This is a genomic window from Paraburkholderia sp. D15 (assembly GCF_029910215.1).
Lineage (GTDB): Bacteria > Pseudomonadota > Gammaproteobacteria > Burkholderiales > Burkholderiaceae > Paraburkholderia.
This window is the reverse complement of record NZ_CP110396.1, coordinates 2,816,504-2,834,771: the sequence shown is the minus strand read 5'-3', so window position 1 is coordinate 2,834,771 and position 18,268 is coordinate 2,816,504. Positions and strand designations below refer to the sequence as shown.

The following is an 18,268-nucleotide window of genomic DNA, read 5'->3' as shown; positions in this document are numbered from 1 at the left end:
GCTTCGCGCCAGAAATGCTGTGGTGCAGCGTAATCTGGCTAAGATGAATTCATCGGCCACGGCTGGTACCAACATGTAAAGGAGCTTTAAATGAGCAAGGTTACGGAAGTTGCCAGCAACGCAAAAAGCGAAAACGTCGAGCAGGTTCTGCTGGATCGTCCGACTCTCGTTCAGGTGATTCTCGCCGGTGGTTCGGGCACGCGTCTATGGCCGGTATCGCGCGAGCAGTTTCCGAAACAGCTGATCGATCTCGTCGGCAACCAGACGCTGCTGCAGGCTACGATGGGACGCATGGCCGGCTTCAGCACTTCATGGGACATTGCCGCGGACCCGGTGATCGTCTGCGGCACCGAACACTACTTCGCGACTTACGAGCAGGCCCGCGAAATCGGCGTGAATGCGCGCATCGTGGTGGAACCGGGCCGGCGCGACACCGCCCCGGCGCTCACGCTGGCGGCACTCGCCGCGCGCACCGACGGCCGCGACGCGATTCTGATCGCGATGCCCGCCGACCATGCGATCGCGGATCTGGACGCGCTTCATCAATCGATCGAAATTGCCGCCGACTACGCGCTGAGCGGCAAGATTGCCACGCTCGGCATTCCGCCCGATCGACCCGACACCGGCTTCGGTTATATCCGCCTCGGCGAGGCCTTGCACGATGGCGCGCACCGTATCGAACGATTCGTGGAAAAACCCGCCGCGGAACTCGCGGCGCAGTACGTCGAATCCGGTAACTACTGGTGGAATAGCGGCATGTTCGTGGTGCGCTCGTCGGTCTGGCTCGCGATGATCGAGCGGTTCCAGCCGGAGATTCATGCCGCGTGTCTGCAGGCGTGGGAACACGCGAAGAAAGCCGACGAATGCATGATGCCCGACGCCACCGAGTTCCTGCGCTCGCCATCCGATTCGATCGACTATGCGGTGATGGAACAGATCGGCAAAGCCGATTCGCCGTTCGACGGCGTGGTCGTGCCGCTGGTCGCGGGCTGGTCGGATCTCGGTTCGTGGGATGCCGTCTGGCAGGCAATGCAGAAAGACGAAGACGGCAACGCGGCGAGCGGCCGCGTGCTGTTCGAAGGCGCGACCGCTACGTACGGCCGTTCGCAGGGCGGGCGCCTGGTGGCCTGTGTCGGCACCAGCAATCTGATCGTGGTGGATACCGACGACGCGGTACTGGTGGTCGACCGCTCGCACGTGCAGGACATCAAGGGACTCGTCTCGCGCATCAAGCGTGACAAATCGCCGGAAGCCGACGCGCACAGAAAAGTGCGTCGGCCATGGGGTTTTTACGATTCGATCGATCATGGCGACCGCTTCCAGGTGAAGCGGATCGTCGTGATGCCGGGCGCGCGTCTTTCCTTGCAGATGCATCATCACCGCGCCGAACACTGGACCGTGGTGTGCGGCACCGCGCTCGTCACGCGCGGCGACGAACAGTTCCTGCTCGGCGAAAACGAGTCCACCTATATCCCGCTCGGCATCCGGCATCGTCTGGAAAATCCCGGCCGTGTCCCGCTGCAGATCATCGAGGTGCAATCGGGCACCTATCTCGGCGAGGACGACATCGTCCGCTTCGACGACAAGTACGGACGTTGCGGTTGACCGATCTCGACCGATCTCCAGTCATCCGACGGGCGCTCTCAGGGGGGCTGCAATGCGATTGATTACAGGTCTGCTGGCGAGGTTGTTCGACGTCGCGATGATCCTCGCCGGCGCGATCGTCGCCTCGCGCATTCGCTTCGACGACGTTTCGCAGCGGGGTTTCTACTTTGCGTTCGTGGCGTTCGCCGCCGCGTTTTCGTTGGCGTTCTTTCCGGCGCTCGGCGTGTACGAATCGTGGCGTGGGCGTTCCAAGCGCGCGCTGGTCGGACAGGTCGCGCTAGGCTGGCTGGTCGTGCAGGCCTGCGCGATGGCGTTGATGTTCTCGCTGCATCGGATCGATTTCGTCTCGCGTCTGTGGTTCGCGTACTGGACCGGTCTGTCAGGCGCGCTGATGATTGCGGGCCGCATCGCGACTCACATGCTGCTCGGCCGCGTGCGGCATGCGGGTCTGAACTTGCAGCAGGTGGCGGTGGCGGCCCACGGCGATCATTGCAACGAGATTTTCCGCAAGATGGACATGGCGCCGGCCGCCGGTTTCCGCCCCAACGCGCTGTACAAGGTCGGTTCCACCGCGGGCGCCGCGATGCCCGCCGCCATTCATGTGTTCGACGAACACGAGGGCTTTGCCCGCTACGTTCGTGACCAGCAGATCGGCGAAGTCTGGCTCGCGCTGCCATTGACCGAGGAACGCACGATACTGAAGCTCGTCAACGAATTCCGCAACGATCTGATCAACATCCGCTTCATGCCGGACGTACGAACGCTGGCACTTTTCGAAGGCAGCGTCACCGATCTGCTCGGCGTACCGACCATCAATCTGGCGGCCTCGCCGTTGCCACCCAATGCGCTCGTGCAGAAGGAACTGTTCGATCGCCTCTTTGCACTCGGCGCGCTGATCGCGGTTTCGCCAGTGCTGCTCGCCTGCGCGATCGCGGTGAAGCTGAGCTCACCCGGACCGGTGTTCTTCAAACAACGCCGCAAAGGGGCGGACGGCCGCGTGTTTACGATCTTCAAGTTCCGGACCATGCGCTTGCATATCCAGAAGCAAGGCGTGCTCGAACAGGCGACACGCGACGACCCGCGCATCACGCGCGTGGGCAGATTTCTGCGCCGCACGAGTCTCGATGAACTGCCGCAGTTCTTCAACGTGCTGCGCGGCGATATGTCGGTAGTGGGACCGCGCCCGCATGCGCTCGAACACGACGACCTCTATCAGCACATCGTCTCCGGCTATATCCACCGATACCGGATCAAACCGGGCATTACCGGCTGGGCGCAGATCAACGGCTTTCGCGGCGAAACCGACTGCATCGAGAAGATGGAAGGCCGCGTCGCGCACGATCTGTACTACCTGAGAAACTGGTCGTTCAGGCTCGACGTGAAGATCATTCTCGCGACGGTCGCCAACGGATTGCACCACCAGAACGCCTACTGATCTTCCATGGCGGAACCGCGCAAACCATGAGAACCTGATGCCATTCGATGTCGAACATGTGGTCAGACGATCGTTGAAGAAGGCGGGACAACTCAAGTTCCACCGGCATCATCGCGTGGAGGCGGCACGCGTGCTGCGTGCGCTCGAAATGCGGCACGGCAGAACCGACCCGGCGCAGTTGCAGCTCGCCGACACCTACGCACGCGACGTATTCGGCCACGCGATCTACGCACCATGGCTTCGCGCGTATACGGCGTTCAGCAGGACCTTCAAGGAAGGCTGGATTCCGGACAACTATTACGGCAGCGTCGTGGTGCCCAGTCTGAAAGGTTCGTACGGAAAGATCTCCGATTTGAAGCCGCTGTCGCGCTTGATCTTCGGCGGCGAGGCTTTTCCGGACGTCGCCTATTTCGCCAATGGATTGTTCTTCACGGATAAAAGTGTCGTGATTCCGCAGAGCGAATTGAACGACGTCGTGTTCCGCGAAAGCGAGCGCGTGGTGTTCAAGCTCGATGCGTCGAGTCAGGGCAAAGGCGTTTATCTGTTCGACAAGGGAACGGTCGATCTCGACACGATCAAGGCGCTCGGCAATGGCGTCTTTCAGAAGTACGTGATCCAGCATCGCGTATTCAGCGCGTTTGCGTCCCGCTCCGTTGCGACGCTGCGCTTCACGACGGTGGTGGACGACAGCGGCGTCATTTCCGTTCGGGCCTGTTATTGCCGCTTTGGCAGGGAACACGACACGCACGTTCGCGCCGACCGGGAAGTCAGCGTGCCGGTCGATCTCGCGACCGGCGAGTTGGGCCGGGAGGGTTATCTGCACGACTGGGGCGCGGTCGACGCGCATCCTGACTCCGGCGTGCGCTTCGACGGCGTGACGATTCCCGCTTTCGCACAATGCGTCGCGCTGGTCGTCGACCTGCACCGCAAGATTCCGTTCGCGCGCTGTATAGGCTGGGATTTGACCGTCGATGCGGACGGCAACGTGCAGGTTCTCGAATGGAACGGCGAGCACAACGACGTGAAATTCAGCGAGGCGACCCAGGGGCCGTGCTTTTCGGATCTGAAATGGGAGCGGCTGCGCAACCGATAGGAGACAGGACGTGAGCGAAACTTTATGGTGCGTCCATATCGAAGGACTCGACGATTTCATCGCGACCGATTCGCAACGCTCGGCCGCGCAGGAGGCCTCCGCGATCAACGCTTATCTCGACAGCGCGGGTAAAGGACAGCACGGACAGCATGGACAGCACGCGACGCTGCTGCGCGCGGTGGCGGTCGAATGGCCGTTCCCCGCCGCCGATCATGCGCGCGCGCTGTCCGAAGACTGGCAGGACCTTCAGCGCATGCCGCACCGGCGCGCGCAGGTGAGTACGTCCGGCAGTTTTCTCACGCAGGTTACGCGGCGGGTGAAGGGCTTGTTGACGGTGACGCGCGGCCGGTGACGCGTCGCCCGTAACGAACCAGCTACGGCGTCACGTGCCCGCCATCGCGCCGACACTCTCCCGCGTTTGAAGAACCAGTTCGACCGGCGAATCGATCGCGGCGGAGAGCGCCGAGAAACGTGCGACTGTGTTCTCGATCGCCGCATGTTCAGCGTCGCCGTTCGCCGGCACAAGACGCCGATGAAAGAACCTGACGTCGGCATCTTCCACCGACCGCACCGGCAAGCAATGGAACCCAAGCCGGCGCAATGCTTCGTGCGAGCGCGCGTTGGCCGCATACGAAGCGGTGAACATCTCGTCGATGCCGGCGGCCCTCGCCTGTTCGAACAGCAAGCGCGCGGCGCGCGTACCGAAACCCTGGCCTTGCGCGCGTGCATCGATCCAGAAATAGAAATGCGCGGCGTCGCCTGCGCGGCACAGACTTACGACGCCGACCAGACCGCGTTGCGAATCGATCACCGCGTAACTGGTGCGCCCCGCTTCGGCGGCGTCGTTGATCAGCCAGGCCCGCACCTGTTCCGGATCGCTCAACGTCGGCAGATTCGCGAACTCGGCGATGTGCGGGTCCGCGTACGCATCGAGCAGCGCATCGGCGTGTTCGAGACCAAGCGGTTCGATCGACAGCGCGGCATCGCGCGCTAGATCGGGGCGATACCAGGGCAACGCCTCCCGGCGGGTCGCGCGCGCGTTCAGTTCGTCTTGCCATGCGTGCACATCGGGATCGTCGGATTCGAGTGCGAGCGCGTGAGCAATGTGTGTACAGGCCTCGTCGAGCGCGCCCGACGAGGCGAGGCAATTGGCGAGATGCAGATGGACGCAGGCGCGCCAGCGTGCGTGATGCTGGCGGGCGAGGTCATCGGTTTCGCCGGTCCCGCCGGTCCCTTCATCGCCCTGCAGGACGGCTTGCAAAGCTGTTGCGCGTTGCTCGCGGGCATCGCACGCTTCGTCTTGACGATGCGCGTCGCTCGCGCTTGTGATCGCGTTTGTGATCGCGTTTGTGATCGCGTTTGTGATCGCGCTTGTGATCGCATCAAGGCGCATCGTTTCATCGAATGCCAGCACGCTGCGCCAGATATCCTTCGCGAGTCCCCAGGCGCCGAGCGTCGTGGCCGCGCTCGCCAGTTGCGCGTCGAACTGCGTGGTGTGAGTACCGGGCAGATAGTGACGCCACGTCCGCGCCAGCGCGTCCCGCCACGCCTGCCTGATCCGTTCCGGCGCGGCGGACAAGTCCGCGGCCCGCGCAGACCAGTTCGACAGCACGGCGCCGAGCACGACCGGATCATCATTGGATGCGCGCAGCAACGTCATCGACGTATCGAGCGGCGCGCCTTCCCCGATCGATCCGGCAGCTTGCGCGAGGCGCCGCGCATCCCACGGCTCGCATCGTTCGATCAAGCCGGTGAGCGCACGCTGCGCAGAAGACGGCAACGCTTCGTTAGCGCGCGACCACACCGCCTGAAGCACGAGACCGTCGGCGCCGGTCTCGCGCTGGATCACGCACGCGCAACGCTGACGCCAGGCGAGCGCGTGGAAGTTGACGGGCGACAGCGTGTCGCCAGGCTGCCACGTATCGGGCGCGCTCGACGCACCGTCGCGCAGCGCGGTTTCGCCGGCCGCGCCCACATCGCACGCGAGTAGCAGGTAACGTTCGCCGCTTATGCGACGCAATGCGTTCACCAACGTCATCGCGCCGGTGGGCAGCAACACGCAGGCGCTGACGAGATTCGTCGTGTATCGCTCGACGAGCGGCGCCCATTCGTTCGTCGACGCGCCTGCGGATGCAGCCGCCGACGCGTTCGCCGATACGTCCGCCGGCTCATTCATCGACGCCGGTTGCCACTGATAGGCCAACGCATAACCTGAAGCGTCGGCGGTCACCTCGACTGTCGCTTCGAGCCATTGACCGTAATGCGCGCCGTACAGATCCGCGGGTTGCCGCGAGAACCAGCCGGTGGCAATGGCCGCCACCGGATTCGCGAAACGTTCGATCGGGATCGAATCTGAGTCTGAATCCGTATGCCCGAGTAGAAAACCCTCTCCAGACAGCTGCCAGTTCGCGAGTCCGACACGCCCGCTGTCGATCAACGGCGCGAAGCGCGGATGAGAAAGAACACGATGTCGCGACACGCTTGTCGCACGCGATGCCGACAGCTCGCGCCCGTCCTGGAGACCCGCGCCAGCCTCGCACACCACGTAACGCCACTCGAGATCCGCGACGCGGCTCGACGACAAGCGTTCGGCGAGCGCGTCGATCAACAGCCACGCCTGCGAACCGCATCCGGGCGAGACGTCGAGCAGATAAAGCGGCTCATTCGCATCGAGCGCGCCAAGCTCGCGCTCGGTCTCCCAGAAAGCCACGATCGCGTCGGCCCAGATGGCCGCCCACGCAGGCCCCGCCAACGCGTCCGCGAGCGGCGGCGCGCCCGGCAGCATCGCGCAGACTTCGGCGAAACGCCTGGTCGCTGGCCTGACCGCTGACTCGATCCCCGTCATACCGTCTCCTTCGATTTATTTTTCCGTACTGCTGGTCAGCTTAAGTCCTCCCGAGGTTGTCGTGAAGAACCCTGAGCGGTATGAGGCCCCGCCCGAACTAACCGTTTGCGCCGTTTCCATATGTGGCAAGCCAAACGTCAGATTCGCCTGGTACAGCCGTTCGCCGCGCGGGGTCGGGGTCATGCTGCTGGTCAACGGAATGTCGATCCCGGTGCTGACGCGGCCATTGCCGGTGCCGTGGCCGAGCCGCAAATTGCCGAACGAGTCGAAGGTGCTTTTCAGGTAGCTTTTGTAGCCGCTGTAGCGCGCATCCAGGGTCGGCGCCTGGAATGCAGACAGCACGTTCTTCGCCATGGCGTCGCGCTTGCCGAGATGCCAGTGTCGTTGTTCGCCCTGCGCGCCGCCAGGATTCTTGCTGAGCACCTCAAGCGGCGCTTCTTCAGTCACGATTGCGCGGCCGATGCCGGTCATCCGGCCGACCGCCGCCGCCTGCTGCGCGATGCCGCCGAGCACGTCGAGGCGATCACGGTTCAGCACGCCCAGCTTCGATGCGTCGTATTTCGTCGGGTCGCGCTTCGCAATGCCGGCCTTGGCGAGACCAGCCCGGCCGGAGTCGAAGGTTTCGACGCCCCTGTCGAACTGCATCGTCATCTGATTCATCAGATTCTGGCCGGTGCCGCTCGCGATCACGTGATTGATGCTGGTGGGACCAGGATTACGTCCCTGGCTGACGTCGAATTCCTGGTGCGTGAGCGGCCGGCCGGACTCGTTCGCGGCGCGTACATAGTGATTGCGGTTCGACGAGTACTGCGTGAGGCGGGGTTTGGTCTTGGCGCCGTAGTGCGTGTCGATCTGGCCTTGATGGGTCGTATCGATGCCGGCCCCTGGTCCGTACTTCACCTGATGGTCCAGCTTCACGCCCCCCTTGTCGTAGAGAAAATTGCTGAGTTCCGGCGATGGACGATGCACCGGCGCCGGCAAACCCATCACGTCGCGGCGGTTTTCGGTCGCGGAGCGCTCGCTGAATTTCGCCCAGGCCTGTTGCGACATGCCAAGCACCTGTTCGGGCGTCTGTTGCACCGTGGGTTGAGGCGCATGCGTTTGCGGCAGGGTCATCGGCGTGAGCGGCGAACTCGGCGTCGGCGTGTGTGGCGTGTGCGTTTCGATTTCCATCGACGTGGACGATTGCCTCGGCTGTTGCTGAAGCGGCTGATGAAGCGGTGGCGGCGTGAAAAGCGGCGTACTGTGCTGGGGCGTTGAAAACGGCGTGGTGAACGGCGTGGAAAACGGGTTCGAGAACGGCGTCGAAAACGGTGTGCTGTGTTGCGGCGTCGAGAACGGGTTCGAGAACGGCGCGGTGAACGGCGAATGCGGCTGCGTTCCGCCCGACCCCGGGAACGTCGACGTCAAGTTATTGCGCCGTTGCTGAAGGATCTCGTGCCGTCGAACCTTGCGCGCCTCGTCCATCTTCTCCTGGCGCTTCGCGCGATACTCGGCGGCAGTCGGCAGTTGCTTGACCGGGCGGCGGTCCTGATTGGGGGGTTTGCGCGATCCATTCATGACGAATGCGTCTCCATTGACTGATACGTTGTACGTGCCGCCTCGAACACCGAACGCGACGAACGCTGCGTGAATCTTCCAGATCGCGCTCGCCAAGCGGCGCGCCTCTGTCTATGATTGAGGCCGCTGTTTTCACGAACCTCACTGTCCGCTGTTAACGCTGCCAGCATGCTCAAAGCCTTCTTCCTGCTGTTGCTGATTGCCTTCGGCGCCGCGATGTTCGCCGCCGGCACCCTCGCGCCCTCGAACGTGAAGGCGCCGATCGAACACCTCGCCAACCGGGCCGCCGCCATGCTGCCCGGTGCTGTGTCCGGCGAGCGCGGCAAGGCGGGCGCGCTGTCGAACGCTGCATCGGGCGGTCCCACGGGCGCTTCGGCCACCTCGGCCGGCTCGACCGTCGCGGGCGGCGCGGTCATCGCGAAGAACGCCGGGCCCGCCAGCGCCGCATACGCGGCATCGGCGCCGCTCGCCAGTCTGCTGGTCCCGGCGCCGCCGCCCGCGCACGGCCACTACGCATTGCAGGCCGCCACCTTCACGTCGAGCGACGCCGCGTCGCTGTTCGCCGGCTCGATCACCGAGCAGGGCTTCAAGGCAACCATCGTGCCGATCACCGACAGCGGCCAGCCGTTGATCGTGGCGGTGGGCGATTACCCCTCGGCGGAAGCGGCCAGCGCCGATCAACTCGTGGTCGGCCGGCAACTGAAATCGACCGCGTTGCCGCCCGTCGTTCTGCTGCCGCCACCCCCGCATTGAACGATAAAGCGTGCGCCTGAGTCATTCGGCCGCTTCACCCGCTTCACCCGCTTCACTCACCGCACCCTTCACTCACCGCACCCGCTTCATCCACCACAGTCACTGCTCCCGCGTCCACTGCTGCCACCGCGTCCCCCGCTTCACCTACCTTGCCGTCCGAGCCGCCCGCGCCACGGATGCGGCCGGTCATGCACCCATCCCGCTTCGCCGCGCGTTTGCACGAAGCACACCTTCAGCTGTGCCATGCCTTCGCTACAAAACGCGACCGAGGTAGCGTTCCCCCGGTCCGGCGTGATACACCACAGTGCATCGCCGACCGCGAGCCCGTAGCTGTTGACGCGACACACCAGCAGATCCGCCCGCCCGCGATCTGCGACGATCGCCACACGCACATCGGCCACGCCCAGCGACCTGGCCTCAAAGATGCGTGCCATCAAAGGCTCCTGGCGAATCGCGCGAGCCGTGCCTTTTGAATGATCTTCATGCTTCGTTCTCCGTGGGTTGCTGCATGCCGATGCCGAGCAGTTCGAACACGTTCAACTGGCCACGTCCCTGGATGAACAGCTCGTCGTAGAGTTGCGCGGTGTTGAGCGAACCCCATTCGATCGCCTTCTGAATCAGATACGGCACCGGGCTGTGCGGTTCGAGCTCGGCAAGCGTGGCGGCGGCCACCGCCAGTTGCGTGTACGCGTGTCGGCGCGCGTTGATCGGGTTGGCGAGCGAGTGGGCTTCGGCGCTCGCGTTCGCGTCGATGGGCGGCGCGGATGTGGGCTCGTGCGGGTTTTCGTTAGCGTGACTAGACGAGTCATCTGGCGTGTGAGCCGACGCATGAGCCGGCGCATGATGAGCCGCCGTGGCGGCATCACCCACATCCGCCACGGAAGCGCCGTTCGACTCCACGTACCCGCCCTCACCCGCCTGTCCCTGCATGGGCGCCGCCATCGACACCGACACGGAAATCGTCTCCGTCAACGGCACGACGCCAGTCTCCGCATACGACGCCGCAGCGGGCAGCGGCGCCGACCCCGCCCCCACGCCGGCCGCGCTCGCCGCGCGCGCGGTCACGCCGAACGGCAAACCACGCTGCACCAGCTGCGCGCTGATGAACGCGTGAATCTGTTCGAGCACCCCACGCAGCGCGCCGAGTCCCGGCGCATCGTCGTCGAAACATTGATCGAGCGTCGCGCCGAGTTTGGCCAATGCCGCGAGCGCCTGGCTCAGCGCAATATGCTGGCCGCTCAGCAACTCGTCCGAGGTCGCCGCCATCGCCTTGTCGAAACCGGCGGCATCGAGGCCGCCCTCGTCGCCCCCGCGCGTTTGCGACGACGCCTGCTGCTGGCGCCGCAGTTGCTCGCAGTCGGCCCATGTGTAAGCGCGCTCGCTGTCGGACGTGCCGCTCTGCTGCAACCCCACGCCGCCAGGCTGCGTCGATGCGTCGGCGCCATACGCTGCGGTCAACGGCACCAGCCGCGCCGGCGCGATCAGCTTCTCGTTGAGCCAGCGAACCAGATTCGCCCGATGCTCGTAGTCGCCGTCCGGACTGCCCGGATACAGCACGTCCCAGTAGCGCTCGCACAGCGCATCGACGACCGCGACGCCCGCCGCGAGTCCCGCGAAGCCTCGCTCCTGCAACAGCGCCTCGCACAGCCACACGGCCAGGTGCAGGTCCTTGCTGCGATACGCGAGTGCATCGAGCGACGCGCGCGCGACCTCGCCCCAGTTCGCGCGCTTCAGCTGACGCACCCACGCGCCGAGCGGCAACGACGCGTCGTCGGACTCGCGCGCACGGCGGATCGCGTTCCACACCGGCGTGCCGCGCAGCGTCGCGCCTTGGGGCTGGGCAACATCGATCGGGGCGAGCAGCGTCGCGCAATCCATGCCGTAATGCGCGGCCAGAAACGCGTTGGCATAAGCGAGCGGATGCTCCATGTCTAACTCCTGTCAGTGGCTGCCCGCCGAAGCGGCAGCGGTGTTCGCGACCGGCGCGGGGCCATCGAGGCCCGGCGGCAGCGGCGGTAGCGAGGGAATGGTCGGAATCTGCGCGCTCAGCGCGGTGCCGCGCAGGCTGCGCGACGAAACGCTCTGCCCGCTCGCCGCCGGCATCGACGGCGAGCCGGTCGGGAAGGCCGGAAGCTTCAGCGGCGTGGCGGCGTGACTGGTGGGATCGACGCCTTGCAATTGCAGATTGACCAGCAACTGCGCGGTACTCGCCGACGTCAGCGGCGGCGCGGGACGGGATGACGCGCCGCTGTTCGCACCGGCGTTCGCGGCATTGTTGGCACCGGCCCCGCTCGCGGCACCCGACGCAGCGGCCGCCGCCATCGCCGACGTGGAGGCCGCCACGCTCGCCGCGCTCGCGACCGGCACATTAAAGCGCAGCGTGATGCCGTCGGCGGCGGTCGCACCCCGGTCGATCGCGTGCTGCTGCACGAGCCGCAACAACGCCCACGTGCCGCCCGTGCCGAAGGTGGCGGTGCGGCCTTCGACATCGGGCGAATCCGGCACGGCGGGATTCGCGTACGGCGCCCAGCGCGACAGTTCGGCCCACGTCAGATCCAGCGCGAGCGGTTGCCCGGCGACCCAGTCGAGCCCGCTCTGCCCATTCGGATAAACCGCCGACTGGTTCGCGGAACTCAGCATCCAGCCGACCAGTTGATCCGCGCCGCGCTCCGCGCCCTGCCGCACGTTGAAGCCGACGTTCAGATGCACCGCGAGGCTGCCGTCGGCGCGCACTGTCTGCGCGAAGAACTTCTGGTCGTCGTCGAGCTGATCGAGAAAGGCGCTCGCGGCATTGCGCTGCGCCTTCGGCAGACGGCTCAGTTGCGCGCGCAACGCCGCGCTCTGCTGCGCGTACACCGAGAAGAAATCGCGCACCGCGACCGGCGACGCTTCCGGCGCGCCCGCGAGCCCGAACGGATAGCGGCCGCCGAGCGTCGCATCGAACAGCGCAAACAGATTCTGGAACGCAACCGAATCGCTGCCCTGACAGAGCGACTGCGCGACCTTCACGAGATCGCGGCGGCGCGCCGCGAACAGATCGTTCGCGCCGTCGTCGGTGGCGGGCGCGGCGGCGGCGTCCTGCAGACGCGAGCCGCAGTTCTGCGCGGTCATGCCGTTCAGACGATCGACGAACAGCGACGCCAGTTGCCCCATCTGACTCGCCGGATCGTTCGACGGCACATAGCGGTTCACCTCGGCAATCGAATTGCTCCAGTACGAGGCCGTCTGCACGTTCGGGCTGTTGGCGGGCGCATTGCCGGAGTTCTGCGCGAGCGCCGCGAACGGCGCGGCGTATGCGGCCAGCACCTGCGAGCGCGCGACCTGGCGCGCGAGGTAATCGCGCGTGACGGGCACCGTGCCGAGTTCGAAAAACTCGCTGCCGGTCGTATCGGTCTGCGGCTGATACAGCTGACTCTGCACCGCGAGACTGCCGACCGTCGACAACTGGTTCGCCGCGTACTGCTGCAGGCAGCCCGACAGCGCGCTGAAGCCCTTGCTGAAACCGAACTCGCTGTACGCGCGTTCCACCTGAATCAACGGCCCGAGCGTGCGCGACAGATCGCGGCTCGTCTGCGCGAGCGCCTGCTCGTCGAACGGCACCGCGCTCAATGCGTTCGACGACGTCGCGGCCGGCCACACATCCGGACCAGGCGGCGGCGGCGCCTGCGCTTCGACGAGCGAATCGTTCAGCGCGTTTTCGAGTTGCACGGCGGCGATCTGGACATATAGCGGACGCGGTCCCGCCGCGCTCGTGCCGCCCGGCGACGACGCCTTGCCCGGCGCGAACGCGAACTGCTGCGCGAAGCGCCGGTATTCGTCGATGTAGGTGGTGGCGTCGCCGAGCGCATTCGCATTCCAGCTACGCGCGCCGGTCGGACCCGCCCCGTTGATCGAGCACGCGAACGCCACGCGCCGCTTCGTCACCTGCATGAAATGCAGTTGCGACAACGCGGCGAGACCGGCGAACTCCTGTCTGAACGACGCATTGAACACCCGCTGACCCTGCTCGCGAACGATCAGCGGGTTGTACGGCGGCACCGACAGCGCGTCCAGCTTCTGATAGACCTCGTCGTCGCATTCCGTCGCGGAGAACGTGTTCGCGGTGGTCTCCAGCAGGGCGCCATAGGGCGAAGCGTAAGCGGCGCGCTCGATCTGCGCGATCGCCGTACCCGAAGCGCCCGACGCGCCCGATGCACCCGATGCACTCGACGACGCCGACGCATTCGCCGCGCCGGCCGCATGCTGTCCCGACGACGCATCGACCAGCATCAATTGCCGGATCTGCTGCCGCAAATCCGTGCGGATCTGCCCGCACAGATTGCGCTGCGCTTCCTGCCCGACCGCGCCGAGCCAGTTGTCACGCGTCCACGACAGCCAGCCGACCAGTTGACGGGTCTGCCCGGCGGGGTCGCCATGGCCGGATTGCAGATCGATCAGCAGTTGCTCGCCGGAGCCGGCCTGCGTGACCAGCGCATTGCGCAGATGCGTTTCCATCTGCGCGAGCTGATCGCGATAACCGGCGGCGAGATTGTCGGGCAGATCCGGCCGGTAATCGGTCGACGCCGAACTCAGCGAGGTGGCCAGCAAACCGCCGTCGCCGTCCTGCGTGACGAGCGACAGCGGCAGGCCGTACGCGAAATTGACGAGCCGCGCGAAACGCATCAGGTCCTGTTCGCTGGCGCCGCCCGCGAACGGCTCGGCGATCTTGTAGAAGGTGCCGAGGCCGGCTTCGAGATCGGTGACGTCGCGCAACTGGCGGTTCAGACGGCGGCGCGCCTCGCGGGCATCCTCGCCCAAATCGCCGGTGATGCGCGGCGCCTGCGCGCCGCTCATGCTCAGGTTTTTCGCGCGCACCGCCAGCTGGCAACCGAGCCCCGGCAACACCACGTTGGCGAACACGCGCCCGGCCACCACCTGCGCGGCGCCGTCGCGCAGCGGATGCCAGAACCACGGCCACGACCACGGATTGGCGAGATCGAACGAACGGGTATTGAGTTCGTGCACGGACATCAGCAGCGTGGAGATTTCACTCGCGCTCGGACAGACGCCGCCGCTGTACGGCTGCACGGTCTGCAACTGAACCAGCGCGCGGTCGAGCTGATCGACGGTGCGGTACAGCCGCGCGCCCGCGAACCCCAGCGCGATCGCGAGGGCCGCCGCGACACCCAGCGCGGCGACCTGGAAGCCGCGCAGATAGCGGTTGCGCGACCACGCCGACGCGCGCACCACGCGCGCGTTGCCGCGTTCGGCGAACACCTTGTCGTCGAGCAGGCCGGTCACGAAGCTCACGGTCTCGCTCGCGCCGACGCTGCCGCCGCCGAGATCGCCGGTGAAATAGATGCCGCGGCACAGATGGCCGGGGCGGTCGAGCGTCGCGCGGAATGCGCCCGCGAGCCATTGCGCGAGCGGCGCGCGCAGTTGTTGCAGATGCGCGGGAAACAGCAGCGTGCCGTCGCGATCGGCTTCGCTCGCGGCGGCCTGGCCAGTCGACGCGCCGGCAATCTGCAACGCGCGCAATTGTTCGATCACCACGCGCAGCGCCTCGCGGCACCAGTCCTGCGGCGTGTCGTTGCTGGCGGTGACCGGCGCCGACCAGCCGAACATCTGCTGACGCAGCGTGTCGGGTTGCGCGCGCCAGAACGGCGCGAATCCGTCGATGCGGTCGCACTGCGTGACCACCACGCTGACGGGCTGCACGAAACGGAACGCGTCCTGCACGTCGCAGAGCTGGCGATAGGCGTCGGCGGCGAGACGGTCGAGCAGGTCCGGGCTCGCATTCAGCAGACTGCGCGCCGACACCGTCAGCACGATGCCGTCCACCGGACGCTCGGGCCGCAGATCGACGAGCGTTCTGAGCAGCGTCTCCCAACGCGAGCGGGATTTTTTGTCGCGGGCCGTCGTGGTGGAAGAAGCGGGTGACGTTGTGGAAGCGCTTGGGGCGACGTTCGGCGATGCGCTAGCCGGCGCGCTAGCCGGCGCGCTTGCCGATGCCGATGCCGAAACCGCCGCAGCCGCATTCGCCGGCCCGCTCGCGCTCTGCGACGACACGCCACCGTCGATGTCGATCAGCACGCCGCGATTCATCACCGTGGTCACGCTGTCCGGAATGCGCAACGACGCATAGCGCCGGTCCGGATTCGACTGCGCGAGCCGCACCGCCGCCGAGCGCGCGAAACTGGTCTTGCCGGCATCGCGTTCGCCGAGCAGCAGAATCCACGGCAGGCGATAGCGCCACTCGCGGCGCGTGCGCGCGTAGTCGATCGCGGCCAGCGTGCTGGTGATCCAGCCCGGCGCGACGCTGTCGTCAGCGCCCGAAGCCGCGGCGGCGGCCGTGCGCGGCGCGCTGCGCGCACGCCAGATCAGCAGCCCGGCAATCACGCCGAGGATGAGACCGGTCACCAGCAGAATGTCGAATACCGCGCTCACAACACATCTCCCCGAGGCGCCGGTTTAGACGCGGGTTTTACCGTCAGCGAGTCGGCGCTGGTCACCGGCGCGACGCTCACCGCGCCCGACGTCTGTGTCGGTCCGGTTGCCGTACCGGCGTCGTTGGCCGCCACCGCATTGCCGAGCTTCTGTTCCGCGCGCACGCGCTGCGCGGCCGGATCGTTGGCGACCAGCCGCTCGAAGGGAAACATCACGATGAACCAGATCGCCGCCGACACCAGCAGATACGCGACCAGCGCGAGGCGCGCCGCGTTGAACCACGGCGACAGCGGCGCGAGCCGGCAACTCGCCGGCTCCGGTTCGCGCGGACCGATCGTATGTTCGTAGGCCTGCTCGAATGCATGGCCACCCGCGTCGTCGCCGCGCACATCGGTGACGAACTTGACCAGATCGGCACGACGCGCGGCCAGCGCGGGCGCCTCGCTGTCGCCGCGCAGCGCGCCGCGAAATCCCACTTCGAGCGCACCGAGCAGCACCAGTCCGAGTTCCGCATGCGCCTGGCTCGGCTGCGCCACCGCGAGCAGGCTGTCGATCAGGCGATAGAAGCGCACCCCCGCATGACGCGTGTCGAACAGCGCGGTTTCGAGCATCAGGTCGAGCCATTCGCCGCAGCCGGCCCAGCGCACTTCGAGCAGCAACTGCTCGTCGGCGAGCGCGGCCATCGCGTACTGCGCGTCGCGATAGATTTGCAACTGATCCGGCGTGCAATCGCGCTGCACGCTGCTGTACTGCTCGCGCAGACTTTCGACCAGACGTGCGTGGACCGCCGCCGCCGTCAGCTCGACCGGCGCCGGATGCCCCGCCGGCAACGCCGCCAGCCCCCGCTTGATGTCCACCAGCTGCCCGTAGAAATCGCAGAAGTAGGTGTAGAGCGGCAGCCGTGTGCGTAGCGCTTCGCGCTCAGATGTGTGCATGCCCCGCGTCCTCGCCATTGCCCGGCGCATACGGTGGCGCCGCTTGCTGCGCCGGCGGCTGGGTCTGCGGCGGGTTGGGCTGCAGGTTCGACTGCGAGTTAGCCTGCAGCGCCTGCGCGCCCTGCTGCGCCCCCAACTGCCGCGCCATGCGCCGCGCCGCATCGCCATGCGTGTCATGGCGCCCATCGTGACCGTGGCGTGCGTCGTGACCCGCCTGCGCGCCGCCCGGCTCGCGATACAGCACGATCCCGCCCGGCGCGTGCGAGGCCGCGTAACGGCCGCCGCCGCGAATCGTCAGCATGTCGCCGGCCGTGAACACGTCGCGCATCACGTTATCGAAATCGAACGCGGCATTGCGGATCTCGTAGTACAGGCCGGCCGGATTCAAACCCTTGCGGCGCGTGTCGGACGCCTGCACCGGCGCACCCGGCATGCGCCGGCTGTCGAGCGCGTCGAGCCACTGCGGATGGCTGATCGTGCAGCTCTCCAGCCAGCGTTCCAGATCGGCGCGAGTCTGCGCGGCCGACGGCACCACTTCGATCAGCAGACGGTCGCCGGCATCGAGCGGCAGGCGCAACGAGAACTCGCCGCGCTGGTCGCGATGGAACGGCAAGCGCTCGAAGCTCGGACGCAGCGCCTTCACGCGGCTTTCGACAAAAGCCAGCGCCGTGTCGAAGCCCGGCTGGCAGTCGAAATGATCGTACGGCGGCAGCACTGGCGGGTCCGGTAGCGGATCGAGCGCGGCCACCTCGCCCGCCGCGCGCGCGAGCGCCAGATACAGCGTGCGCGGCGCGACGTCGGCGCCGAGACCCAGCACGTCGAGTTCCGGCAGGATCGCCGCGAGACGGCGCGCGGCCAGCGCGAGAAACGCGTCACCGATGGCTGCGTTCAGATAGGCGCCCTCGCCCACCTGGGCCAGTTCGCGCAGCTTCATGCGCACGCTGTCGCGCAGCGCGGCGACGCGGCGTTGCAGACTTTTCTCGCGCAGAAAATCGTCGGCACCAAGCACGGCCAGCGGCGGCAGATAGTCGGTGCAGCGATAGGTGCCGAGCGGCGTGCGTTCGAGTTCGAACAGCGGGCAGCCGGCCAGCAGATTGGTGCCGCGCGTCCAGCCGGTTTCGAGACGCGCGACCGGTTTCAGGCGCGGCACCAGCACCGGCACGCGGCCGGTATTTTCATCGACGGCGGCGACGCCCGGCACCGATTGGTAGCGCCGGTTCATGCTGCCCGAGGCGGCCGCGGCATCGCCGCGCAACGGCAGCACCAGCGCGACGCGCGCGCGGTCGCCCGAGGCCGTCAGGCTCGCGCTGACGTCGAGTTCGAGCGCAGGGTCGCGCGTCTTGTCGAGCACGATCGGCGTGCCGTCGTCGAGCACGCATTCGAGCGCGCGCACCGCGATGCGCCCCTTGCCGAGCAGACCCTCGTCGAGTTCGAGATGACGCACGCCGACGAAATCCGGATTCGCGCGGCCGACCAGATAGCGCAACTGCGCGTGCCAGAAGCGGTCGTTCTGCTGAAGATGCTGCGGCGACAGCAATAGCCCTTCCGACCATTGCAGGCCATACGGCAGATCCACGGGCGGGCTCGACTGGTTCATCATGTCCTCGATACGGCAA

General features: G+C 66.4%; 12 protein-coding genes. 5 read left to right on the top strand and 7 right to left on the bottom strand.

Annotated elements, in window-relative coordinates; all coding sequences use genetic code 11:
- The first annotated feature begins 90 nt into the window (after positions 1–90).
- From LFL96_RS32450 to LFL96_RS32435, 4 genes are read left to right on the top strand one after another with little or no spacing between them, the layout of a single operon-like run.
- The gene (locus LFL96_RS32450) at positions 91–1,605 is read left to right on the top strand and encodes a mannose-1-phosphate guanylyltransferase/mannose-6-phosphate isomerase (RefSeq protein WP_281001979.1); all 1,515 of its coding nucleotides are present in this window, start codon (positions 91–93) and stop codon (positions 1,603–1,605) included.
- A 52-nt stretch (positions 1,606–1,657) separates the two neighbouring features.
- Positions 1,658–3,040, top strand: a complete 1,383-nt coding sequence (locus tag LFL96_RS32445) for an undecaprenyl-phosphate glucose phosphotransferase (RefSeq protein ID WP_281001978.1) — start codon at positions 1,658–1,660, stop codon at positions 3,038–3,040.
- A gap of 37 nt (positions 3,041–3,077) precedes the next feature.
- Positions 3,078–4,133 (top strand): sugar-transfer associated ATP-grasp domain-containing protein, encoded by a 1,056-nt coding sequence (locus tag LFL96_RS32440; RefSeq protein WP_281001977.1) that lies wholly within the window; start codon positions 3,078–3,080, stop codon positions 4,131–4,133.
- Positions 4,134–4,143: 10 nt separating this feature from the next.
- A complete protein-coding gene (locus tag LFL96_RS32435) occupies positions 4,144–4,485 on the top strand; it encodes a hypothetical protein (RefSeq protein ID WP_281001976.1) in 342 nt (113 codons plus the stop codon).
- 30 nt (positions 4,486–4,515) lie between these two features.
- On the opposite strand, the gene LFL96_RS32430 is transcribed toward LFL96_RS32435, so the two are convergent.
- Positions 4,516–6,978 (bottom strand): GNAT family N-acetyltransferase, encoded by a 2,463-nt coding sequence (locus LFL96_RS32430; RefSeq protein ID WP_281001975.1) that lies wholly within the window; start codon positions 6,976–6,978, stop codon positions 4,516–4,518.
- A 15-nt stretch (positions 6,979–6,993) separates the two neighbouring features.
- Positions 6,994–8,538 carry a hypothetical protein gene (locus LFL96_RS32425; RefSeq protein WP_281001974.1) on the bottom strand — a complete coding sequence of 515 codons (1,545 nt, stop codon included), beginning with the start codon at positions 8,536–8,538 and terminating at the stop codon, positions 6,994–6,996.
- A 168-nt stretch (positions 8,539–8,706) separates the two neighbouring features.
- Here LFL96_RS32425 and LFL96_RS32420 point away from each other — a divergent pair, with 168 nt between their 5' ends.
- Positions 8,707–9,291: an SPOR domain-containing protein gene (locus LFL96_RS32420; RefSeq protein WP_281001973.1), complete on the top strand. Its 585-nt coding sequence runs from the start codon at positions 8,707–8,709 to the stop codon at positions 9,289–9,291.
- Positions 9,292–9,431: 140 nt separating this feature from the next.
- Here the strand turns inward: LFL96_RS32420 and LFL96_RS32415 are convergent, their stop codons facing one another.
- Genes LFL96_RS32415 through tssK form a run of 5 tightly spaced genes read right to left on the bottom strand, consistent with a single transcriptional unit; the run spans position 9,432 to position 18,249 of the window.
- Positions 9,432–9,725, bottom strand: coding sequence for a DUF6150 family protein (locus tag LFL96_RS32415; protein ID WP_281001972.1), 294 nt, complete (start codon positions 9,723–9,725; stop codon positions 9,432–9,434).
- A 46-nt stretch (positions 9,726–9,771) separates the two neighbouring features.
- A complete protein-coding gene (tssA, locus tag LFL96_RS32410; protein ID WP_281001971.1) occupies positions 9,772–11,220 on the bottom strand; it encodes a type VI secretion system protein TssA in 1,449 nt (482 codons plus the stop codon).
- Between the two features lie 12 nt (positions 11,221–11,232).
- Entirely contained in the window at positions 11,233–15,717 is a 4,485-nt protein-coding gene (locus LFL96_RS32405; protein ID WP_281001970.1) for a type VI secretion protein IcmF/TssM N-terminal domain-containing protein, read from the bottom strand.
- Positions 15,714–16,652 (bottom strand): DotU family type IV/VI secretion system protein, encoded by a 939-nt coding sequence (locus LFL96_RS32400; protein WP_281001969.1) that lies wholly within the window; start codon positions 16,650–16,652, stop codon positions 15,714–15,716. The genes LFL96_RS32405 and LFL96_RS32400 overlap by 4 nt, the downstream gene beginning before the upstream one ends.
- The gene (gene tssK / locus LFL96_RS32395) at positions 16,639–18,249 is read right to left on the bottom strand and encodes a type VI secretion system baseplate subunit TssK (protein ID WP_281001968.1); all 1,611 of its coding nucleotides are present in this window, start codon (positions 18,247–18,249) and stop codon (positions 16,639–16,641) included. The genes LFL96_RS32400 and tssK overlap by 14 nt, the downstream gene beginning before the upstream one ends.
- Positions 18,250–18,268: the final 19 nt, after the last annotated feature.